Below are 21676 nucleotides of genomic sequence, written 5' to 3'. Positions count from 1 at the left end.
AGCAGTTTGAGATTTCTTTTTGATTAAATTTTGAATAAAAAAATAAATGACAATATTTTGTTTAAGAATAAAGCCTGTTTAATTTTTTTAAGTCTGCTTAAAACAGCCTCATTAAAAGGATGTCTTGGCGGTGTTTTTTGTTTTTCTTTTGGGTCGTATAACATTCCGGTACAAAGACACATTTTGTTTTGTTTACTTTGCAGAATTTCAAAATTAGTACAGGTTTTACAGCCCGCCCAGAAACTCGGATCGGTTGTCAATTCTGAAAATGGAACTGGTTTATAACCTAGTTCTGAGTTAATTTTCATAACCGCTAAACCAGTTGTAATTCCGAATATTTTAGCGTCCGGATATCTTTGTAAAGAATAATCAAAAACTTTCGATTTGATTTTTTTTGCCAAACCTAAACTTCTGTAATCAGGATGTACAATTAATCCTGAATGCGCTACGAATTTTCCGTGTTCCCAGCTTTCGATATAACAAAAACCTGCAAATTTTCCATCGGCCAGAGCAATCATTGCATCACCATTCGACATTTTTTTCTGAATGTACTCAGGAGTTCTTTTAGCAATCCCTGTACCTCTTAACAAGGCAGATGATTCTATAGTATCGCAAATTTCCTGTGCGAATTTGAAGTGTTCTTCCTGGGTAACAACAATAGAGATCTTCATTTTCAATAATTGAAGTTAGAGTTAAAAATTAAAGCATATTGATTCGTTTGAAATCCAGAATTGAATCCAATAAAATTAAGCAAAACAGAAGTAACATTCTCAAAATCAAAAACTTGATCAAGAAAATTTACAAAATAATAAATACTTTTAGGATATGTTTGTCCAATGGACAAATTATGTGATTTCAAAATGAAAAATGGATATGAATAAATATACGGCTATAAAACTCAGTGAACACTATAGAGATAGCGTCCGTACTTCGGGAGAAGTAATCGGTGAGTTTGTCCGTGACAAAGAAGTTGTATGTAAACTTATTTTATTCATCGGTGCAAAAGTACATTATTTTTTAATTCACAAAACAAAAAATTAAAATTCTAACATTTTTTTAATGAAAAGTTATTTTTTGAAAGATACTGAGATTCTAAGTTGCTAAGGTTCTAAGGTTTTAATTTGATTACGCAAACCTGAAACCTGAAACCTGAAACCTGAAACCTGAAACTTGAAACCTGAAACTTGAAACCTGAAACTTAAAACTTGAAACAAAAAAACAAAACCCGATAACTATTTCTAATTATCGGGTTTTGAATATTTCTATTTTAAATAATTACTTTTTCGTAAACGGAATTACTTGTCCGTTTCCTGTAAGTGTCATATCAAAAGCTGTTTTGGCTTCGTTAAATTTGAATTTTAATCCGGCTCTTTTTGATTCAAATGTATCTTTTTCACCTGCTACCGGAGAAAGAGTGAATTGTGGATAATTTGGAAGTTCTGCATGCAGAGTGCTGTTTTTCTCCGTTAATTCAATTGTTAAAGGAGATTTAGCAGTAACATAACTTCCCAGATATCCATCCAGAATAATATCTTTTTCAATTTTTCCGTTTCCCGCTTTCCAAACATTATTACTGTCGTTATAATCTGGAAAAGCGTTGTCTGGATCTAAAGTAATACTTTCAATTTCTTCAGTTGAATTGTGTTTGAAAGACCAGTCGTTATTACGCTGCCAGATTTCCACAGGTAATTTAACTCTTGTTACTTTTCCGCTTTTTGTTTTAACGTCTAAAACAATTGGCATTGGCATTTTGTCAAAGTTTTCAACATTGATAATTACACCTTTTGCCGGATCGTTTTTCACATATTTAATCCAATTGATTCCTTGGTCAAAACGCCAGTTGTTTACAAACCAGCTTCTCCAGAACCAGCTTAAATCTTCTCCGGCAACATTTTCTATTGTTCTAAAGAAATCATCCGGAGTTGGATGTTTATAAGCCCAGCGCTCAACATAAGTACGTAACGCTTTATCAAAACGCTCTTGTCCTAAAACCTGTTCTCTTAAAATAACTAAACCTGCACTTGGTTTTACATAACATAAAACACCAATATTAGCTTCTTTCATGTTATCTGGAGAACTCATAATTGGCTCTAATTTTACACCTGTAATGTATTCAGCATCTTCGTGTAAGTTTGAAGCAGGCTGTTTGTACTCACCATTATTAAAGTCATATGAACTTACAGAATTGATAAAAGTATTAAAACCTTCATCCATCCATGCAAAATAACGCTCATTTGAACCTACAATCATCGGGAACCAAATGTGTCCGAATTCGTGATCTGTAACTCCCCATAAATCATCTGTTTTCGATTTCCATCCGCAGAAAACAATTCCTGGATATTCCATTCCGCCTTCGTTACCTGCTACGTTTGTTGCTGCAGGATAAGGAAATTCAAACCATCTTTTAGAATAATTTTCGATAGATGCTTTTACATATTCAGTTGAACGTCCGTAAGCATCTCTGCCTGCACTTTCTACAGGATACGCAGATAATGCCAATGATTTTTTACCGCTTGGTAAATTGATTTTTGCTCCATCTAAAATAAAAGCTGGTGACGAAGCCCAAGAAAAGTCACGTGCATTTTTAATTTTATAATGCCATGTTTTTTCTGCAGAAGCATTTGTATTTGCTGTTGCTGCAACTTCTTCTGCCGTACGAATCATAACCGTTTTGTCACTTTGAGAAGCCTCATTGTAACGTTTTAACTGTTCTGCAGAAAGAACTTCTGAACCGTTTACTAATTCTCCAGAAGCGACAACGTAGTGATCTGCCGGAACTGTCAATTTAACATCAAAATCTCCATATTCTAAATAAAACTCAGACGCTCCTAAATAGGGTGCTGTGTTCCATCCTTTTACATCATCAAATACACACATACGCGGGTACCATTGTGCAATTGTAAAGATTTTTCCGTTTTTGGTTTCTAAAACTCCCATTCTGTCTGATCCTTCAAACGGAGCAATGAATGAGAATTCGATTTTAACTTTTACAGAAGCTCCTTTTGCAGCCTAATTCTTCCGGAAGAAAAATCTGCATTCTTGTATCTGTAATAATATATTTTGCGTCAACTTCTGTTTTCTTTTTTCCAACAGAAATTACTTTTACTGATTTTATTTTATTTCCTCCATCAAAAACCTGACCCTGAGCTCCGTTACGGCTTCCTGTCAATGGCACAACAGCGTTTCCTCTAGAATCGTCTTTAAATAAGTTTTGATCCAGATACACCCATAAAAATGACATTTTCTCAGGACTATTATTAGTATAGGTAATTTCATCTGTACCAATAATTTCATTTGTAGTTCCGTTTAGCTTTGCCGTTATTTGATAGTCGGCTCTGTTCTGCCAATATTCAACTCCCGGCTGACCACTTGCTGTACGTGTAGAAGTACCATTTTTAGTGTAAAAATTTGGTGCAAATGCATCATGATAATTGTAATTATTTGCTGGGGTAGCTGCTGTAGCAGAAGGCGTTTGCTGCGCCCATACAGAAGAAACTCCAACAAACAAAGCCATGGTTAGTAAGGCTCTTGAAGATTGTTTTTTCATATTTTTTAGCTGTTTATGTAGCAAATTAATGAAAAAAAAGCTATTTACAGAGAAAACCAAAAGCATAAATTTAATTTTAGCAAAAATTTATTAAAAAAATAAATTGAAGCATTTTCCTAAAAAAATAAAATTTATAAAATATATTTACATCTGGATTTAAAACTAATTTCTTTCAATTATACTATTTTGAACACAACTATATCAAATTCAATACTTAAAGCTTCAATTAAAAATGCCGGAGCTGAATTATTTTCATTAAAAGACAATCAAAACAAAGAATATATCTGGGAAGGAAATCCTGATTTCTGGGGTAAACACTCACCTGTTCTTTTTCCGATTGTGGGTACTTTAAAAAATAATATTTATACGATTGATGGAAAAGAATATCAATTGCCAAGACATGGTTTTGCCAGAGATATGGAATTTCAGCTGGTTGAAAAAACAGGAAACAGTGCTGTTTTTTCTTTAGAATCAAATGCTGAAACTCTAAAAAAATATCCTTTTGAGTTTGAACTGCAGCTTATTTATACAATCGAAAATACTTCACTAAATATTGAATACATTGTTATCAATAAAAGTGAATCAAAAATGCCGTTTTCTATAGGTGCGCATCCTGCAATTGCACTTCCTGAAAACTTTGAAAATTATGCTTTTAAGTTTGAAAAAGAAGAATCTTTGAAATATAATCTTCTTGAAAATGATTTAATTTCGAATAAAACCGAAACTTTAAAAACGACAGGAAATATTGTTCCTTTAAATTATAAACTTTTTGAGAATGATGCTTTGGTTTTTAAAACCTTAGAATCAAATTCACTTACGATTCTGGAAAATTCTAAACCTTATATTCAGGTTGATTTTGAAGATTTTCCGAGTTTAGGAATCTGGACAAAAAATAAGGCTCCTTTTGTTTGTATCGAACCTTGGTTTGGTTATTCTGACACAGCAGATAATACAGGAGATTTGTTTAAAAAAGAAGGGATTTTAGTTTTAGATGTAGATCAGACTTTTCATTCTCAATTCAGTATCAAAATTTTATAAATTAAAAAATGATAGAATTTAACTTTCACCCATTTCCTGTAATCGAAACAGAGCGTTTGCTTTTAAGAAGAATTACAAATGATGATGTTAATGAAGTTTTCGAATTACGTTCGAATCCTGAAACTATGAAATATATCCCGCGTCCATTGGTAAAAAACAATCAGGATGCTCTCGATCATATTACAATGATTGATGAAAAAATCGATTCGAATGTTGGCGTAAATTGGGGCATAACTTTAAAAGGAAACCCTAAACTTTTGGGCATAATTGGGTATTACAGAATGCAGCCCGAAAATCACCGTGCCGAAATTGGTTATATGCTTTCGCCTGATTTTCACGGAAAAGGAATTATTCCCGAAGCCGTAAACCGATTAATACAATATGGTTTTGAAGATTTAAAATTACATTCGATAGAAGCGGTTATAGATCCTGAAAACGCAGCTTCTGAAAAGGTATTAGAAAAATGCGGTTTTGTAAGAGAGGCACATTTACGTGAAGCAGAATTTTGGGAAGGCAAATTTCTGGACAAAGTAATTTATTCTTTATTAGTTTCTGATAAAAAATAATACTTAAAAACATCAAATACTGCAATAGTAAACCTAGTATTGCGTTATATTTGTGGCCGAAAACAAATTGCGGCCGCAATCACAAAAAATACCATGAAGAAATTATTCGCCTTTATTATTCTCTTTTTATCTATTCAATTACAAAGTCAGACTTTTATAAAATTTAACGGAGCAACTGCCGCAGTAGGTATTCCAAACATTGGTATAGAAACCAGCATTGGAGAAAAAACAACTTTTAGTTTTGATGTTATGGCTTCTTTTTGGAAATCTTTTAACGGAAATAATCCGATGGAATTTTACACTTTTACCCCGGAAGTTCGTTATCATTTTAAGGAAAAATACAACGGATTTTATCTTGGAGGTCATATTGGTCCCGATTTTTATCAGCTTCAAAAATGGAACTACTGGGACACAAACAAATACGAACATGGTTTTGGTTACCGTATAGGTGTTACTGTTGGTTATAACATTAAATTAAACGATAAGTTTTTACTGGATATTTTTGCGGGCGGCGGATGGCACCAGGGCTTTTACCACGGTTATTATAACGATGGAACTCCGGGAAGATATGAAACTGCAGAACACTGGAACAAAAGCGGCGAATGGCTTCCGTACCGTGGCGGCGTAATGATTTCGTATAAACTAAATTAAAATCAGCTAAGTTTAGGAAGCGTTTTTATATACAACTCTTCTACTTTTTTTCGTGCCCAATCGGTTTTTCTTAAAAAAGTCAAGCTTGATTTTACACTGGGATTTGAGTTGAAACATTTTATAGGAATTAATTCGCCTAAAGTGTCAAAACCATAATAATCAACCAAAGTTTCGACAATTTTTTGAAGTGTAATACCGTGAAGCGGGTCTTTAGATTTACTTTCCATTTTATAAATTTTAAATAACACAAAAGACCGTTCAAAACAGAACGGTCTTTTTGCAAAATTAATGAATTGGCCTGAACAATTCAATAATTAAAAAATGAACTTAAATCCAAAAGAAAGCGGCGAAGTTAGATTTGGGTTACTTCCTGCAAGAGCTGTATTATAAAATGGGTCAACATTTGCAACATGCGCCAATCCAAAATTTGTAACAGTCGTTTTTTCTCCATTTTTAGGCTCCAGAGTTGTTGAAGTAAAATTCGCCAAATCGTAAGAGAACTCAACTGAGAAGTTTTTCGTTACGAAATAATCAAAACCTCCCGATACTGATAATCCAAACTGATTAACTTTCAACTCGCTTTCTTTTTCTTTTCCGGTGATGATAGGCAAAGCTGCTTGTCCAAAAAAGTACAATGAGCCAGCTACATTCCAATATTTTCTTGCCAAAGGCTGAATAACAAATAAGTCTGTTTTTGCAACTGTTCCGGCATTAGAATCTGCTTTTATATTAATAAATCCAATTCCTGCCCCAACAGCAACTGAAGGTGTTACGAATGTACCCACAACAGGAAGTACAGATAAATTTGTATTTTTTTGATCCGCAGTTTTTGTCTGCTGATAACCAAATTGCGAAGTTGCAAACCAGGCACCTTTTAATCCCTGATTCTGAGCTTTTGCAGATAAACCAATTAATGCAATACCAATTAATGTAAAGATCTTTTTCATTTTAGTTTGTTTTATAATTACAGAACAAACTTATGCGTAAGGTTTTGCGTTGAAGCTGATTAAAATCATAGATTAAAAGAAATCTTTAATTATATTTGAGCATAGGTAGTTTTACAATTTTACTTACTTTTGTACCCATGTTAAAATCAGTCAATATACTTAATAAGAGAGCGCGATTCGATTATGAAATAATCGATACTTATACTGCCGGAATTGTTTTGGCAGGAACCGAAATCAAATCTATCCGATTAGGAAAAGCGAATATTACCGAAAGCTTTTGCGAATTTAGCGGTATGGAACTTTTTGCAATTAATACCTATATTGAAGAATATTCGTTTGGAAATCAGTTCAATCATAAATCCAGAAGTGAACGTAAATTGCTTTTAAATAAAAAAGAATTAAAAACGCTTCATAAAAGTGTTCAGGCAAAAGGTCTTACTATTGTTCCGCTAAAATTATTTACAAACGAAAAAGGGCTTGCAAAACTGCAGATTGGTCTTTGTAAAGGAAAGAAAAACTACGACAAGCGTGAATCTTTAAAAGAAGCAGACACAAAACGTGATCTCGACAGAATTAAAAAAGCTTATAATTAAGCTTTTTTAATTTTATGTAAACACCTATTAATTAATATTTTATAGTTATTTTTACTACAAACATTAACTGTAAAATATGAAAAAGTACTTAATTCTATTGTTTGTAATTCTGTCACTTTCAGGTTGTGGCAGTAATACTACTATTGTAAATAGCTGGAGAGATCCGAAAATAACCGTCGCTCAGGAACACTTTAAAAAGGTTTTAGTGGTTGCATTAGTTAAAGACGAAGCTTCCAGACGTATAGCAGAAAACAGAATTGCTGCTAGCAACCCTATTTTTAAAACTTCTTATCAATACTTAAACGAAGACACCAAAAAGCTAACACAGGATCAAAAACTAAAGATCCTGCAAGACGAAAACTTCGACGGCGTTGTTACCATGCGTTTGGTTAGTACAGAAAAAGAAACTACTTACGTACCCGGAAGTTATACAGGAATGTATTACGGTGGTTTTGACGGTTTATATTCCGGAATGTATGGTTATGGTTTTGGAAACTGGTACGGAATGTATTCGCCAGCTTTCTATGATCCCGGCTATTATTCTGAATCAACATATTATATGGTCGAAACCAATATTTTTTCTTTAAAAGAAAATAAACTAATCTGGACAGGAACTACAAGATCTGATTACGTTACTGATGTAGGACAAACTGTTGATGCTATAATGCAGGCTGTAGTTAAAGAAATGAGAAAAGACGGTTCTCTGCCTCCAAAATAAAATCAAAAAAAGCAATATTTAAAATGTTGCTTTTTTTTATGTTTTAAAAAATGACTAATTTTGTCAAGACTTTAAATTTCATCATTATGAAATCGCTTTTAAAAAATGCCAGAGAACAAAAAGGATTAAAAACGCGTGAATTAGCACAGCTTGCTGGTATTGATCAGGCTTTGATCAGTAAATTTGAATCTGGCAGTCGAAAACCAACAAAAGATCAGATAATCAAACTTTCTCAACTACTAGAAATTGATTACGAAACTTTAATGATTGCCTGGCTTAAAGAAAAAATTCTTTATGAAATTGGTGATGATGATTTGGCATTAAAAGCACTAAAAGTTGCAGAGGATGAAATCAAATATAACAAAACAGTATCAAATCTTAAATTATCTACATCTTTAGAAAAAATCTTAAAAGAGATTGATCTTCTAAAAGAAAAATTAGATTCTTACAGACAATTCGATAGTTTCAAAATTAAACAAGCTTTAGAACTTGAATATACCTTTGAAAGTAATAAAATTGAAGGAAATACGATGACCCTTCGCGAAACTGATATGGTTATTAATGAAGGATTAACTATTTCAGGAAAAAGCATGCGCGAACATCTTGAAGCCATAAATCATCAGGAAGCTATTGGTTTTATAAAAGAATTAATAAGTAAAAGCAATTCGTTAAATGAACGTGATCTTTTGTCTATTCATAATTTAATACTTCGAGGAATAATTCCTGAAGATGCCGGCAGGTATCGAAAAGTTCAGGTTATGATACAAGGAAGCAGCCACATGCCGCCTCAACCTTTATTAGTTCCACAAGAAATGGAAGAATACTTTAATTGGTATGAAATTAATAAAAACAAACTTCATCCTGTTATTTTAGCTGCAGAAATGCATGAAAGATTAGTAACAATCCATCCTTTTATTGACGGAAACGGAAGAACGTCGAGATTAATCATGAATTTAATTTTGATGCAAAAAGGCTATTTAATTGCTAATATCAAAGGAGATTACGAAAACAGAATGCGCTATTATCAATCTCTTGAAGCAGCTCAGACTAAAAAAGATAAAGAAGATTTTTTACTCTTTATAGCTCAAACACAAAAAGAAAGTTTAGAAAGATACATTTCGATACTTACTCAATAAAAAAAGCCCAGCTAAAACTGGGCTTTTTCATTAATTTTTATCTTCTAATAAAGGAACAAATCTAAATTCTCCAAACTCATGTTTTTCAAATTGAGTTTCGTTTTTTCTGATTAACAAAGTCATAATCTGAACGTCTTCACCAAGCGGAATTACCAGCCTTCCTCCTATTTTTAACTGCGCCATTAAAGGCTGCGGAATAAATGGCGCTCCAGCCGTTACAATAATACTGTCAAACGGAGCATAATTTGGAAGTCCTTTATAACCGTCTCCAAAAGAAACATGTTTAGGACGAATATTCAGTTTCGGAAATAAAATAGAAGTTTGTTTAAATAATTCTTTTTGTCTTTCAACTGTATACACTTTTGCTCCTAAAGTAAATAAAACTGCTGTTTGATATCCGGAACCGGTACCAATTTCCAGAATTTTATGATCTTTTTGTACTTCCAGCAGCTGAGATTGAAAAGCAACTGTATAAGGCTGCGAAATCGTCTGCCCTGCACCAATAGGAAAAGCCTTATCCTGATAAGCAAAATCTTCAAAACTTGAGTTTAAAAAAAGGTGTCTTGGGATTTTTTTAATCGCATCCAGAACCGCTTTATCAGTAATTCCTTTTTGTTCTAAAGTTGTTACTAATTGATTACGAAGTCCTTGATGTTTGGCAGTGTCTTTCAAAATAAGTAGGTTTTATTTTCGCAAAAATAAGAAAACAAATTATCAAATGTCAAGTACTTTTTGAATCAATTAATTTCTATTTTTGGTCAAAACTTAATTTTTAGTAAATCAAATATTTTATGAAAAAAGCAATACTCCTTTTATCTTTATTTTTTTCGTTATCAGGAATCATAGAATCAATTGTTTTCTTATTCATAAGATCTGAAAAATTTTCAGAATTTATAGTTTTTACTAATATTACTCCTTATTATTTTTCAGGTTTAACAGTCATGATTGAAGTTGAAAGAATTAATCAGTACACATCAACTTCTGCATCATTAGGGTTATTAAATTTATTCTTTTACTTGTCTTTTTTATTTGGAACTATAATTTATTTTTTCTCAAAGTATAAAGAAACTAAATTGTTGCTATTCAATTTTAGTTTAATAATAATTAGCGGAATAAAAACATTAGTATTTTTTCTTTTTTCTTTTGAAGATTGGACAAACTCGTATATAACATATAGAATATCAGGAATAACAATTAGAATAGTATATATACTTTTGTCTTATTTTATTATAAATAGATATTTGAATACTAGCAAAGAAATGGTATCAGATCAGGGCTATTTACAGAATTCATCAAAAAACAAACGTTTTTTAAACCTTTTTATAGATTCTTTGTTAATTATGACTACTACTTTTGGTTTTATTGAATACACACAACGATATAGAATGTTAAGTAGTTCTGTAGGTTATATAAGTACAACTTTTGAAGATCGTATTAACATTTTAATCTTATTTTCTTTAATAAAGTTTATGTATTATTTGATGTTTGAATCAATTTTTAAAAGCACACCAGCAAAATTTATAACATCTTGTTATGTAACAGATGAAGAAGGAAATTCACCAACCTTCTCGATGATTTTAAAACGAACATTATTGAGATTGGTTCCCTTTGAAAGTATCACATTTTTAATGGGTAAAAATTTACATGACGACTATTCAGACACATATGTTGTAGATAAAAAAAGTGATCGATTGATTGAAGATCGCTATTTTAAATTTTTAGCAATTGGCTTCGGGACTTTATTAGTTTTTTATTTTTATATGATAACCAAACATATATTGTTTCGATAAAAATATTATGTAAATTCAACGATTGTTTTTTAATTTATTGAATCTTTATCACATACATTTTCACGTTCGACAAATAAATTATATTTTTGTTTAAAATACATTCTCATGTTAAAAGTAGGAGTTTTAGGTGCTGGTCATCTTGGTAAAATACATTTACGCTTATTACAACAATCTGACAAATACGAATTAGTTGGATTTTACGACGAAAATCAGGAAAATGCCGAAAGAATCTCAAAAGAGTTTGGCTATAAAAATTTCAGCACAATTGCAAAACTCATTCACGCTGTCGACGTGATCGATATTGTTACTCCAACGCTTTCACACTATAAATGTGCAAAAGTTGCCATAAAATCAGGAAAACATATTTTTATTGAAAAACCAATTGCCAATACGGTTGAAGAAGCTGAAGAAATTATTGCTTTAGCAAAAGAACACAACGTAAAAGGACAAGTTGGTCATGTTGAGCGTTTTAACCCTGCTTTTATTGCGACCAAAAACATGATCGAAAACCCAATGTTTATTGAAACACATCGTTTGGCCGAATTTAATCCGCGTGGTACAGACGTTCCTGTAGTTCTGGATTTAATGATTCATGATATTGATGCCATTTTAAGTGTCGTAAAATCAAAAGTAAAAAATATTAATGCGAGCGGTGTTTCGGTTATTAGTGAAACTCCGGATATTGCCAATGCCCGAATCGAATTTGAAAATGGCTGTGTTGCGAATTTAACAGCAAGCAGAATTTCAATGAAAAATATGCGTAAATCACGTTTCTTTCAAAAAGATGCTTACATTTCGGTTGACTTTTTAGAAAAGAAATGCGAAGTAGTTCGTATGAAAGATGCTCCGGAAGTTCCGGGAGATTTTGATATGATTCTTCAAAATGCCGAAGGTGTAAAAAAACAAATCTATTTTACAAATCCTGATGTTGAACAAAACAACGCCATTTTAGACGAATTAGAGTCTTTTGCAAACGCTATTAACACTAATACTACGCCAGTCGTAACTTTAGAACAAGCTACAGATGCCTTGCGCGTAGCCTACCAAATTATTGATTGTTTCGATAAATAGTAAAAAATATAACTCATTATTTTTAAGGTTTAAAGCTGGCAGAAAAGCCTCTTTAAACCTTAACTTTTAAAAATTAAATACCAAAACAAAATGAAAACAGTAGCTGTAATTGGAGCAGGAACAATGGGTAACGGAATTGCTCACACCTTTGCACAAAGCGGATTTACCGTAAAATTAATCGACGTTTCTGAAAAATCATTAGATAAAGGAATGGCAACTATCGCTGCCAATCTTGATCGTATGCTGGCAAAAGGAACAATTACACAGGATGAAGTTGCCAAAACTATTACCAATATTATTACTTATACAGATATTAAAGACGGTGTTGTTGGCGTTGATTTGGTAGTCGAAGCTGCAACCGAAAACGTAGAATTAAAACTGAACATTTTCAAACAGCTAAACGAAGCTTGTTCTCACAATACGATCTTAGCAACTAATACATCTTCAATTTCAATTACACAAATAGGTTCTGTGGTGGCACATCCGGAGCGCGTTATCGGAATGCATTTTATGAATCCGGTGCCAATTATGAAATTAGTTGAAATCATCCGCGGATATAACACCAGCGATGAAGTAACTAAAATCATCATGGATTTATCTGAAAAACTAGGTAAAGTTCCGGTTGAAGTAAACGATTATCCTGGTTTCGTAGCCAACAGAATTTTAATGCCAATGCTAAACGAAGCAATCGAAACGTTATATAATGGTGTTGCCGGAGTTTATGAAATTGACACGGTTATGAAGTTAGGAATGGGACACCCAATGGGACCTCTTCAATTGGCTGATTTTATTGGTCTTGATGTTTGTTTGGCGATTCTGAATGTTATGTACGAAGGTTTCAAAAACCCGAAATACGCTCCTTGCCCATTATTAGTAAATATGGTAAGAGCAGGAAAATTGGGAGTAAAATCTGGTGAAGGTTTTTATGATTATAGCGAAAGCAAAAAAGCTGAGAAAATATCGAAGCAGTTTATGTAACTAATATATGATAACATTTGAAGGTGAATAGAAAAAATTCAGTAAACGTGTTTTATGTTCAGAAAATATAGTCGCCTTTTTAATATTTCTATTCTATTCATCCATAATATTTAAACTTCATTTTCCCAGTTATTTTACTGTGATTATTGAAGTAATATTTTTTGCGATTTTTATTTCAGTTACAATTTATAGAAGTAAAAAGTTTTTCATACAGAAAATCTCTTTAGATGAAAATATGATATTATTAGAAGGTGAAATATTTAATAATAAATTGACAAAAGAAATTAACTTAAAAGAAACCCAAATAGAACTAAAAGGTATACCTTCTCGTTCAGGTTTAAAAAGTGTGATTTTTTATATAAGACTAAAAAACAAAAAAGATTATTACACAATTAATCCATTAAATACTTTTTCCGATCAACAAATAATTGAAATTTTTACTGAATTTAAAAATCTTAAAGGAGAAAAGATCATAATGGATGAAAAAATAGATTTATTGAGAATACAAGAGAAAATAGAAAAATGTCAATAGCATCAAACTTAAATAAAATCAAAGAAAGTTTACCTGAACACGTAACTCTCGTTGCCGTTTCAAAAACAAAACCTGTTTCAGATTTGATGCAGGCTTACGAAGCTGGACAACGCATTTTTGGAGAGAACAAAATTCAGGAAATGACTGAAAAATGGGAACAAATGCCAAAAGACATTCAATGGCATATGATTGGTCATGTTCAGTCGAATAAAGTAAAATTTATGGCACCGTACGTCACTTTGATTCACGGCGTTGACAGTTTGAAATTATTACAGGAAATCAACAAACAAGCTTTAAAAAATAATAGAATTATAGATTGTCTTCTTCAAATTTATATTGCCGAGGAAGAATCTAAATTTGGTTTAGACGAAAAAGAATTAAATGAACTTTTAACTTCTGTGGAGTTTAAGGAATTGAAAAATATTCGTATCTTAGGTTTAATGGGAATGGCCACTTTCACCGAACACCAAAACCAGATCAAAAAAGAATTTACGCATTTAAAATCGATTTTTGATTCCATTCAAAAACTGAAAACTGAAAACTGCGAACTGCACACTATATCAATGGGAATGTCCGGAGATTATCAACTTGCAATTGAATGCGGCAGCACAATGGTTCGCATTGGAAGCAGCATTTTTGGAGGAAGATAAATTATAAATCACCTATAGTAAAGACGCAATGAAATGCGGCTCTACAGGCAAACTGAACACTTAATTTGTACGCAATACTAGACATAGAAACCACTGGAGGACAATTTAATGAAGAGGGAATTACCGAAATCGCCATCTACAAATTTGATGGACATGAAGTAATTGACCAGTTTATAAGTCTTGTCAATCCAGAAATTCCGATTCAGCCATTCGTAGTAAAGCTAACCGGAATCAATAATGCTATGCTGCGTTCTGCTCCAAAGTTTTACGAAGTAGCTAAACGCATTATCGAAATCACTACAGACTGCGTTATAGTTGCTCATAATGCTTCTTTTGACTATAGAATCCTTCGAACTGAGTTTAGACGTTTAGGCTATGATTTTGAAGCTAAAACACTATGTACAGTAGAATTAGCAAAAAAACTAATTCCAGAACAGCCTTCTTATAGTTTAGGGAAATTGGTTCGTGCATTAGGAATTCCAATGGCAGACAGACATCGCGCCAGCGGAGACGCCATGGCAACCACAAAGCTTTTTAAAATGCTTTTAGAAAAAGATGTTGAGAAAACGATCGTAAAAGATTTTATAAAACTGGAAGTAGAAAAAGGAATTTCGCCAAAATTCTTAGATATTTTAAGTCAAATGCCTGCAAAAACCGGCGTTTATTATATCTATAACGAAAGTGGTACTTTAATCTATATTGGCAAAAGCCATAATATTAAAAAAAGAGTAAATCAGCATTTTACGGGAATTACAACCAAAAGCAAAAGAATTCAAGCTGAAGTTTTTACCATAACATATGACGAAACCGGAAGTGAGTTAATTGCACTTCTAAAAGAAAGTCAGGAAGTAAAAATCAATCGTCCGAGATACAATCGTTCCCAAAAGAAAACCGTTTTTCCTTTTGCCTTATATGCTGAGAAAGATTCAAATGGATATATCAACTTAAAACTAGAAAAAGCTGACGGACGTAAAAAAGAAATTACGTCATTTTCATCTTTACAAGATGGAAAAAATGCACTTTTTAGATTTACTGCAAAATATCATTTGTGCCAGAAACTAACTGGATTATACGAAACAAAAAAAGAATGTTTTCAGTATAAAATCAAAGAATGCGACGGTGCCTGTATTGGTGAAGTAACTCCCGAAATTTACAATTTAAGAGTACAGCAGTTTATCTCAGAAAACAGTTTTGAAAACAAAAGCATGATCCTTATCGACAGAGGCCGAAATGTAAACGAAAGAAGCGCCGTATTAATCGAAAACGGAATTTACAAGGGTTATGCCTATTATGATCTTAATTACCAAATAAATAACATTGATATACTAAAAAACATTCTCATTCCGATGCAGCACAACCGAGATGTAAAAAACATCATTCAAAGTTACATCCGAAAAAGCAAATCATTAAAAATACTTCATTTTTAACAAAGCAAAACTTTCATTATCTTTAAGATATGAAAAAGAGAAAATCACAATACGAAATCTTTAGAGAAAAAGTCAAAATCATTCTTTATGGTACCAACACCATTTTAGGACGAATGTTCGATTTGGTTCTTTTAGGTTTAATTTTATTGAGTGTTTTGCTAATAATGCTCGACACAGTACAGGGAATCAGTTCAAAATACCATTATCAGTTATGGATTTGTGAATGGATAATTACCATATTTTTTACAATAGAATATATTTTAAGAATAATATCCATTCAAAAACCAGTTAAATACATTTTTAGTTTTTACGGAATCATCGATTTACTAGCTGTATTGCCCATGTATTTGTCGATATTTTTTCCGGGTGCAAGTATTTTATCAATCGTTAGGGCGCTGCGTTTCCTTAGATTATTTAAAATTTTGCACATTCCGCAAATCAACCATCAATCCCTGCAATTAAAAGAAGCTATTGAAGCCAGTAAAGAAAAAATTCTCGTTTTCATTTATTTTGTTTTAATCAGCACCGTAATCATCGGAACAATCATGTATCTGGTTGAAGGCCGCGAATCAGGTTTTACAAGTATTCCAATGGCAATTTATTGGACTATTGTAACCTTAACGACAGTTGGTTACGGGGATATTTCGCCACAAACACCGCTTGGACAATTTATTGCTGCATTTGTTATGATTTTAGGTTACGGAATCATCGCCGTTCCAACCGGAATTGTAACTGCTGAGTTTGCTAAAAGCAGTTTAAGAAACAATTCTGTAAGCGGTAAAAAAACATGTAAAAAATGTCAGTCGCAAGTCCATTTCGATAATGCAAAATATTGTTACGAATGCGGAACCGAACTGCCAAATAATTAATTTTAGAAGCTAATCCAGCTGTACATTCCAACTCCTCCTTATATTTGTAATTTTTTAAGGCATAAAAGGAGCTTCCGCTGGTCGCTCTTTTACACCAAAAAAATGCAACAAATATAAGTCCGGGGTTTCCATTTCCATCTGGGCTAAAAACTATGAAATACCTAATTACCATTCTCGGACCAACAGCTATAGGCAAAACAGCCTTGAGTATTGCTTTGGCACAACATTTTAAATGCGAAATCGTTTCTTGCGACAGTCGTCAGTTTTTTAAAGAAATGACAATCGGAACCGCAGTTCCAAGTAAGGAAGAATTAAATTCAGCTAAACACCATTTCATTCAAAATAAATCTATTTTTGAAAATTATACCGTTGGCGATTACGAAAAAGAAGCCTTAGCCAAAATCGAAGAATTATTTCAAACCAATGATCTTGTGATTCTTATTGGCGGTTCAGGATTATACGTTGACGCAATTTTAAAAGGATTTGACGAATTTCCTGAAATAGATCCAAAAGTCCGCGCTGAAGTAAATTCAAACTATGAAAAATTAGGAATCGAATATCTTCAGGAACAGTTAAAAAATTTAGATCCGGATTATTATCAAAAAATAACAGCCGAAAATCCACAGACCTTGCAAAACCCGCAGCGAATGATGCGTTTTGTAGAAGTTTGTATCGGATCTCAACAACCCTATTCTTCATTTCTAAATCAAAAGAAAAACAATAGAAACTTCACTCCTATTTTAATCGGTTTAGATGCCGACAGAGAAATCATTTACAGTAGAATAAACCAGCGCGTTGACATCATGATGAACGAAGGATTATTAAAAGAAGCCGAAACACTTTATCCTAACAAAGCGTTAAATGCGCTCCAAACCGTCGGTTATAGAGAATTATTTAGTTATTTTGACGGAGAATTCACGCTGCCTTTTGCCATAGAAGAAATCAAAAAAAATACACGTAGATTCTCCAAAAGACAATTAACGTGGTTCAAACGAAATGAAAATACAAAATGGTTTGATTACGCATCAGATAGAAAAGAAATTATAAATTACATAGAAAATCTTCTAAAGTAAAAAGTCTTTTCTCTTTCATCTTTGCTCTATTTTCCAAAGGAAAAAATCTAAAATCAACACTCTAAAATCTAAAATTAAAAATGCCTATATCTCCCAATTTTACATCAGTTTTAAGCAAAGACTGGGAAATCAATTTCACACAGTGTACGCCAAACGGCTACTTAAAATATACTGATTTGTGCAACCTTTTACAATTAACTGCCGCAGCCCATTCTGAAGTTGGCGGAATCAGCTTTACTGATATGCAGGAATTTGATCAGGCCTGGGTTTTAAGCCGAATGCGCGTTGAAATCACAGCATTACCAAAATGGCAGGATGTTATAACTGTAAAAACGTGGATAAACAGTTTAGAAAATTCGCGTTCTGTTCGTGCATTAGAAATGTATGTAAACGGAAAAAAAATCGTTGGAAGCGAAACGTACTGGGCAGTTTTTAACACCAAAGCACGCCGTCCCGAAGCTTTAGCGCTGCCATACGAACATTTTGAATTATTTCCAGATAATAGAGCCACTGTTGAAGGATTTTCGAAAATCAATATCAATCTTGAAAAAGAATCAGTGTTCGAAAAAACCGTTTATTTATCAGACTTAGATATTGTAAATCATGCCAATAATGTAAAATATCTCGAATGGTGCCTAGATCATGTTGATGCTAAAAGAATTTTAAAACAAGAAGTAAAAAGCTTCGAAATGAACTTTTTAAAAGAACTTTCTTTAAAAGATCAGGTTGTTATTCACGAAAGTGAAAACGAGGATAACTCTGCTACAACTTTCAGCATTACAAAAGGTGATAAAACCTGTTTTGCGCTCGAATTACATTGGAAATAATTAATCATATAGTCCCTATGGGACATTTTCTATATTCCTAAATATATTTCTACCGATATTTAATCTCTACGAGATATTAATTTGCCTTTTATGGATTAGATATTAAAACTCCGTTAAATTCACGCTTAATATCTAACTCTTAAAAAACTCCGCTAGGAGTTAAATATTGGTAGAAAAAAGATCTCACACGAAAAAAAATGTCCCGTAGGGACATCAATTTAAATAAAATAAAAAACGATGCCGAAAAATTCCGCATCGTTTTTTTTATCAAAATCATTTCGATTTCTTTTTAGAATCTTTTTTAGATTTCTTCTCTTTCTTCTTTTTCAGCAAACCTATTTTATTCTCAATTCTTTTTTCAATATCTGCAATATCAGATTCATAATTAAATTGAAGAGAATGAAGTTTCGCATTTTTAATTTCTTTTAATGCTTTTTTAAATTCATTCTGTGCTTCTAAAAGAACTGCTTTCTTCAAATAAATCTCTGATTTGTTGATTCCTTTTACTGTTAAAGCAAAATCACTTAATTTTTGTGCTTCTTCGTAATCTTCATTTAAAATCAACGTTTTCAGATAATACGGATATACTTCAAGAGCATGAATGTTAATCGCTAAAGCTTGCTGAAAATAAGATTTTGCTTCTTCATAATTCATCAATTGTTCTGCCTGAATTCTTCCGTACAAACACAAAACCATTGTATTTTTATCGTCATAAGAAAAAGCATAATCTAAAGATTCAATTGTTCCCTCCAACCAAAACGGATAATTATCCAAGGCTTGAAAAAGATATTTATCAGTTGTTTTCATTGCGTAAATCGTTTTTTAATTTCTGACGAGTTCCTTTGTAGCTTTTCTCTACTTTATTCTTTTTAAAATCACTTCCTGTAAAAACTCTCACGGGATTTCCACGCTCTACATTGAGTTGATTTTCCCATTGTTTTCCAACATGATTTTTAAGCTGAATTAATTTCTCGTCTTCTAGTTTTTTTAATAATCTTTCTGTTGCCAGTTTTTTGTTTTGATGCTGCGAACGGCTGTCCATAGCAACAACTGTAATTCCAGTAGGAATATGTGTTGCCCTAATTGCCGAACTTACTTTGTTCACATGCTGGCCTCCCGCTCCAGAACTTCTCATGGCCTGATACTGAATATCATTTTCTGAAACAAATGCATTTTTCTGCTGTTCGATTTCAAAAATGCCAATGAACCAGTTTTTACGTTTGTGCATTTTCCTAAACTGACTCTGACCAATCCATTGAATCGTTCCAATCCAGGATTTTACAAAACTATCTGCACTTTTACCTTTTACAGAAATAGATGCAGTTTCTATAGTTCCGTTTTCTTCTCCGGTTTCTCTTTGAAGCAAAACCACATCTAAATTTTGTTCCTGTGCTTCTTCCAAAACTTTTTTAAGCACTTGGGCAACAACCCAAGTGCATTCTGCAGGTCCGCGACCCGCCGTTATTTGAATTATCTTTTCCATTTTTGAATCTCTTTTAACGATCCATTCTAACGATCTTAGGCGTAAAAGTTCCTAAAACTTCAACCAAATCGGTTTGATTTGCCATTACTTTCGTTATGTCTTTGTAAGCCATTGGAGCCTCGTCGATATTACCTCCAATTAAAGTTACATCGTTGGCTTTCAAAACCTTTTTAATATCACTTTGAGTAAAACTACTTTTACATTTCGCTCTCGAAAACAAACGTCCCGCACCATGTGAAGCTGAATTTAAACTCTCAGGATTTCCTTTACCTTTCACAATAAATCCCGGAGCTGTCATCGAACCCGGAATAATGCCCAATTGTCCTTCACCTGCAGGAGTTGCTCCTTTCCTATGCACAATACATTCCTGACCGTTTACGATTTCTTTCCAGGCAAAATTGTGGTGGTTTTCAATCGTTACCACTACTCTTTTTCCGATCGCTTTGGCAATTCTTCTATGAATATCATCGTGACATGCCTTTGCATATTCACCGGCTAAATTCATTGCCAGCCAATATTCCTGACCATCGTGCGTATTCAAATCGAGCCAGGCCAAATGCTGTACATTCTTTGGCAAAGGACATTGCTTTGTTGCCAAATACGTATAATGTTTTGCAATGTTTGCACCTAAGCCACGAGAACCACTATGTGAAAGAACAGCAAAATATTCCCCTTTTTCAAGCTTCCATTCGTTCTCTGGATTATCAATTTTAGCAATTCCAAATTCTACAAAATGATTTCCTCCGCCAGAAGTTCCTAATTGTTTATAAGCTTTTGGTAAAAGATTTTTTAGCAATGGAATATCCTGAAATTCACTTTTATAAAATACTTCGTGATCTACTCTCGATGTATGCGTTTCATACATTCCAAACTTGGTATTGTCTTTTAAAATTGCTTCTAATTGATGTTCTTTTCCTTTAAAATGTGAAGCCGGTAAATCAAAAATTGAAAGACTCATTCGGCATCCAATATCAACTCCAACACCATACGGAATTACGGCATTGTCTGTTGCTAAAACACCTCCAATTGGTAATCCGTAACCTGAATGTGCATCTGGCATTAAAGCACCTGCAACTGAAACTGGCAGTTTCAACGAATCATACAGCTGAAATTTTGCCTGTTCATCAATTTCATTTTCACCAAAAATTCTAAACGGTGCTCTTGTATTTTTGAGCTTATGCATTCTTACCTGAACTGGCTTGATTAAACCCTCAGCCACTTTTCCCCACGTTCCGTTTCCTTCGTATTTTTCAGGATGCAATAGAACGTCTTTTGCTTCTGTTAGAATAGATTCTTTTTTTCTCTTTTTCTATATCTGTTTATCTGCCCTAAGGCAATGTTTATTGAATTGTTCTTTGGAAAACCTAATTTAATAAGGTCTTTTCCAGTTAATTTATTTCCCATAAATTGTTTAATTATGTTATTGTGCAGAATAAATCAAATTGAAATCTCAAAAGAAATCAAAATGAAATAAACGTGCTGAATTTTCTATCCTTTTGGATAAATACTAAATCTTTTTTCGGGAAAATTTTGAAGTGTCTAGAATAAAAAAAGCCCGAATCTAAATGTCTTCGGGCTTTTTTATATATCTAAAAATTATATTTCTAAGATTGAAATAAGCCACGAAGAAGTGCTGCACCAAATCCGTTTGGTGTAAAGCTCTGAGATGTCAATGTAAATACAAACATTTTTTCTTCGTTTTTAAAGGGTTATTATTTTTTTCGTGTGCAAATATTCAAAATTGTTTTTTGATTTTCCAAATTTATTTTAACAAAAAATT

The 21676-nt window shown here is 32.7% G+C and carries 22 protein-coding genes and 2 pseudogenes; 16 read left to right on the top strand and 8 right to left on the bottom strand.

What is annotated here, in order from left to right; genetic code table 11:
- Positions 1–23 precede the first annotated feature (23 nt).
- Positions 24–671 carry a GNAT family N-acetyltransferase gene (locus ABDW27_RS21175; protein ID WP_343697716.1) on the bottom strand — a complete coding sequence of 216 codons (648 nt, stop codon included), beginning with the start codon at positions 669–671 and terminating at the stop codon, positions 24–26.
- Positions 672–873: 202 nt separating this feature from the next.
- On the opposite strand from ABDW27_RS21175, the gene ABDW27_RS21170 reads away from it, so the two are divergent.
- Positions 874–1041: a hypothetical protein gene (locus ABDW27_RS21170; RefSeq protein ID WP_343697715.1), complete on the top strand. Its 168-nt coding sequence runs from the start codon at positions 874–876 to the stop codon at positions 1039–1041.
- A gap of 234 nt (positions 1042–1275) precedes the next feature.
- Here ABDW27_RS21170 and ABDW27_RS21165 read toward each other — a convergent pair.
- A pseudogene (locus ABDW27_RS21165) lies at positions 1276–3547 on the bottom strand (M1 family metallopeptidase).
- Between the two features lie 186 nt (positions 3548–3733).
- Between ABDW27_RS21165 and ABDW27_RS21160 the strand changes: the two are divergent.
- The 3 genes from ABDW27_RS21160 (at position 3734) to ABDW27_RS21150 (ending at position 5802) form a co-directional block, all read left to right on the top strand.
- Positions 3734–4585: an aldose 1-epimerase family protein gene (locus ABDW27_RS21160; protein ID WP_343697714.1), complete on the top strand. Its 852-nt coding sequence runs from the start codon at positions 3734–3736 to the stop codon at positions 4583–4585.
- Positions 4586–4593: 8 nt separating this feature from the next.
- Complete coding sequence (locus ABDW27_RS21155; RefSeq protein ID WP_343697713.1) at positions 4594–5151, top strand: GNAT family N-acetyltransferase; 558 nt, start codon at positions 4594–4596, stop codon at positions 5149–5151.
- Positions 5152–5244: 93 nt separating this feature from the next.
- Positions 5245–5802: a DUF3575 domain-containing protein gene (locus ABDW27_RS21150; protein ID WP_343697712.1), complete on the top strand. Its 558-nt coding sequence runs from the start codon at positions 5245–5247 to the stop codon at positions 5800–5802.
- 2 nt (positions 5803–5804) lie between these two features.
- Here the strand turns inward: ABDW27_RS21150 and ABDW27_RS21145 are convergent, their stop codons facing one another.
- Both ABDW27_RS21145 and ABDW27_RS21140 read right to left on the bottom strand, forming a co-directional pair.
- The gene (locus ABDW27_RS21145; RefSeq protein WP_343697711.1) at positions 5805–6029 is read right to left on the bottom strand and encodes a VF530 family protein; all 225 of its coding nucleotides are present in this window, start codon (positions 6027–6029) and stop codon (positions 5805–5807) included.
- A gap of 87 nt (positions 6030–6116) precedes the next feature.
- Positions 6117–6749 (bottom strand): outer membrane beta-barrel protein, encoded by a 633-nt coding sequence (locus ABDW27_RS21140; RefSeq protein WP_343697710.1) that lies wholly within the window; start codon positions 6747–6749, stop codon positions 6117–6119.
- A 137-nt stretch (positions 6750–6886) separates the two neighbouring features.
- On the opposite strand from ABDW27_RS21140, the gene smpB reads away from it, so the two are divergent.
- The 3 genes from smpB to ABDW27_RS21125 all read left to right on the top strand — a co-directional run bounded on the left by smpB (position 6887) and on the right by ABDW27_RS21125 (position 9196).
- Positions 6887–7342 (top strand): SsrA-binding protein SmpB, encoded by a 456-nt coding sequence (gene smpB, locus ABDW27_RS21135; RefSeq protein ID WP_073414224.1) that lies wholly within the window; start codon positions 6887–6889, stop codon positions 7340–7342.
- Positions 7343–7418: 76 nt separating this feature from the next.
- Positions 7419–8060, top strand: a complete 642-nt coding sequence (locus ABDW27_RS21130) for a hypothetical protein (protein ID WP_343697709.1) — start codon at positions 7419–7421, stop codon at positions 8058–8060.
- An 86-nt stretch (positions 8061–8146) separates the two neighbouring features.
- Complete coding sequence (locus ABDW27_RS21125; protein WP_343697708.1) at positions 8147–9196, top strand: Fic family protein; 1050 nt, start codon at positions 8147–8149, stop codon at positions 9194–9196.
- A 30-nt stretch (positions 9197–9226) separates the two neighbouring features.
- Here ABDW27_RS21125 and ABDW27_RS21120 read toward each other — a convergent pair whose 3' ends face one another.
- Entirely contained in the window at positions 9227–9868 is a 642-nt protein-coding gene (locus ABDW27_RS21120) for a protein-L-isoaspartate(D-aspartate) O-methyltransferase (protein ID WP_343697707.1), read from the bottom strand.
- A gap of 119 nt (positions 9869–9987) precedes the next feature.
- On the opposite strand from ABDW27_RS21120, the gene ABDW27_RS21115 reads away from it, so the two are divergent.
- From ABDW27_RS21115 to ABDW27_RS21075, 9 genes are all read left to right on the top strand, one after another.
- Positions 9988–10986 (top strand): RDD family protein, encoded by a 999-nt coding sequence (locus tag ABDW27_RS21115; RefSeq protein ID WP_343697706.1) that lies wholly within the window; start codon positions 9988–9990, stop codon positions 10984–10986.
- 105 nt (positions 10987–11091) lie between these two features.
- Complete coding sequence (locus tag ABDW27_RS21110) at positions 11092–12057, top strand: Gfo/Idh/MocA family oxidoreductase (protein ID WP_343697705.1); 966 nt, start codon at positions 11092–11094, stop codon at positions 12055–12057.
- Between the two features lie 90 nt (positions 12058–12147).
- Positions 12148–13035 (top strand): 3-hydroxybutyryl-CoA dehydrogenase, encoded by an 888-nt coding sequence (locus ABDW27_RS21105; RefSeq protein ID WP_343697704.1) that lies wholly within the window; start codon positions 12148–12150, stop codon positions 13033–13035.
- A gap of 235 nt (positions 13036–13270) precedes the next feature.
- Positions 13271–13567, top strand: a complete 297-nt coding sequence (locus tag ABDW27_RS21100) for a hypothetical protein (protein WP_343697703.1) — start codon at positions 13271–13273, stop codon at positions 13565–13567.
- Complete coding sequence (locus ABDW27_RS21095; protein ID WP_343697702.1) at positions 13558–14217, top strand: YggS family pyridoxal phosphate-dependent enzyme; 660 nt, start codon at positions 13558–13560, stop codon at positions 14215–14217. The genes ABDW27_RS21100 and ABDW27_RS21095 overlap by 10 nt, the downstream gene beginning before the upstream one ends.
- Before the next feature lie 65 nt (positions 14218–14282).
- Positions 14283–15644, top strand: a complete 1362-nt coding sequence (locus ABDW27_RS21090) for an exonuclease domain-containing protein (RefSeq protein WP_343697701.1) — start codon at positions 14283–14285, stop codon at positions 15642–15644.
- Positions 15645–15673: 29 nt separating this feature from the next.
- Positions 15674–16513 carry an ion transporter gene (locus tag ABDW27_RS21085; RefSeq protein ID WP_343697700.1) on the top strand — a complete coding sequence of 280 codons (840 nt, stop codon included), beginning with the start codon at positions 15674–15676 and terminating at the stop codon, positions 16511–16513.
- Between the two features lie 152 nt (positions 16514–16665).
- Positions 16666–17586 carry a tRNA (adenosine(37)-N6)-dimethylallyltransferase MiaA gene (gene miaA / locus ABDW27_RS21080; RefSeq protein ID WP_343697699.1) on the top strand — a complete coding sequence of 307 codons (921 nt, stop codon included), beginning with the start codon at positions 16666–16668 and terminating at the stop codon, positions 17584–17586.
- Between the two features lie 80 nt (positions 17587–17666).
- Positions 17667–18413: an acyl-ACP thioesterase domain-containing protein gene (locus ABDW27_RS21075; RefSeq protein ID WP_343697698.1), complete on the top strand. Its 747-nt coding sequence runs from the start codon at positions 17667–17669 to the stop codon at positions 18411–18413.
- A gap of 273 nt (positions 18414–18686) precedes the next feature.
- Here the strand turns inward: ABDW27_RS21075 and ABDW27_RS21070 are convergent, their stop codons facing one another.
- The 3 genes and pseudogenes from ABDW27_RS21070 to ABDW27_RS21060 form a co-directional block, all read right to left on the bottom strand.
- Positions 18687–19220, bottom strand: a complete 534-nt coding sequence (locus ABDW27_RS21070) for a hypothetical protein (RefSeq protein WP_343697697.1) — start codon at positions 19218–19220, stop codon at positions 18687–18689.
- Complete coding sequence (gene prfH / locus ABDW27_RS21065; RefSeq protein WP_343697696.1) at positions 19207–19896, bottom strand: peptide chain release factor H; 690 nt, start codon at positions 19894–19896, stop codon at positions 19207–19209. Before prfH ends, ABDW27_RS21070 begins: the two co-directional genes overlap by 14 nt.
- A 13-nt stretch (positions 19897–19909) precedes the next feature.
- A pseudogene (locus tag ABDW27_RS21060) lies at positions 19910–21300 on the bottom strand (RtcB family protein).
- Positions 21301–21676 lie beyond the last annotated feature (376 nt).

Source organism: Flavobacterium sp. (assembly GCF_039595935.1).
Classification (GTDB): domain Bacteria; phylum Bacteroidota; class Bacteroidia; order Flavobacteriales; family Flavobacteriaceae; genus Flavobacterium.
This window is presented reverse-complemented; position numbering and strand designations above follow the sequence as displayed.

Bases quoted from the DNA above. Each gene is read 5' to 3' on its own strand.
- prfH (WP_343697696.1), bottom strand. From the start codon at position 19,896: ATGGAAAAGATAATTCAAATAACGGCGGGTCGCGGACCTGCAGAATGC.
- smpB (WP_073414224.1), top strand. From the start codon at position 6,887: ATGTTAAAATCAGTCAATATACTTAATAAGAGAGCGCGATTCGATTAT.
- ABDW27_RS21095 (WP_343697702.1), top strand. From the start codon at position 13,558: ATGTCAATAGCATCAAACTTAAATAAAATCAAAGAAAGTTTACCTGAA.
- ABDW27_RS21115 (WP_343697706.1), top strand. From the start codon at position 9,988: ATGAAAAAAGCAATACTCCTTTTATCTTTATTTTTTTCGTTATCAGGA.
- ABDW27_RS21105 (WP_343697704.1), top strand. From the start codon at position 12,148: ATGAAAACAGTAGCTGTAATTGGAGCAGGAACAATGGGTAACGGAATT.
- ABDW27_RS21110 (WP_343697705.1), top strand. From the start codon at position 11,092: ATGTTAAAAGTAGGAGTTTTAGGTGCTGGTCATCTTGGTAAAATACAT.
- ABDW27_RS21140 (WP_343697710.1), bottom strand. From the start codon at position 6,749: ATGAAAAAGATCTTTACATTAATTGGTATTGCATTAATTGGTTTATCT.
- ABDW27_RS21150 (WP_343697712.1), top strand. From the start codon at position 5,245: ATGAAGAAATTATTCGCCTTTATTATTCTCTTTTTATCTATTCAATTA.
- ABDW27_RS21175 (WP_343697716.1), bottom strand. From the start codon at position 671: ATGAAGATCTCTATTGTTGTTACCCAGGAAGAACACTTCAAATTCGCA.
- ABDW27_RS21145 (WP_343697711.1), bottom strand. From the start codon at position 6,029: ATGGAAAGTAAATCTAAAGACCCGCTTCACGGTATTACACTTCAAAAA.
- ABDW27_RS21130 (WP_343697709.1), top strand. From the start codon at position 7,419: ATGAAAAAGTACTTAATTCTATTGTTTGTAATTCTGTCACTTTCAGGT.
- ABDW27_RS21085 (WP_343697700.1), top strand. From the start codon at position 15,674: ATGAAAAAGAGAAAATCACAATACGAAATCTTTAGAGAAAAAGTCAAA.
- ABDW27_RS21070 (WP_343697697.1), bottom strand. From the start codon at position 19,220: ATGAAAACAACTGATAAATATCTTTTTCAAGCCTTGGATAATTATCCG.
- ABDW27_RS21100 (WP_343697703.1), top strand. From the start codon at position 13,271: ATGATATTATTAGAAGGTGAAATATTTAATAATAAATTGACAAAAGAA.
- ABDW27_RS21125 (WP_343697708.1), top strand. From the start codon at position 8,147: ATGAAATCGCTTTTAAAAAATGCCAGAGAACAAAAAGGATTAAAAACG.
- miaA (WP_343697699.1), top strand. From the start codon at position 16,666: ATGAAATACCTAATTACCATTCTCGGACCAACAGCTATAGGCAAAACA.
- ABDW27_RS21170 (WP_343697715.1), top strand. From the start codon at position 874: ATGAATAAATATACGGCTATAAAACTCAGTGAACACTATAGAGATAGC.
- ABDW27_RS21155 (WP_343697713.1), top strand. From the start codon at position 4,594: ATGATAGAATTTAACTTTCACCCATTTCCTGTAATCGAAACAGAGCGT.
- ABDW27_RS21075 (WP_343697698.1), top strand. From the start codon at position 17,667: ATGCCTATATCTCCCAATTTTACATCAGTTTTAAGCAAAGACTGGGAA.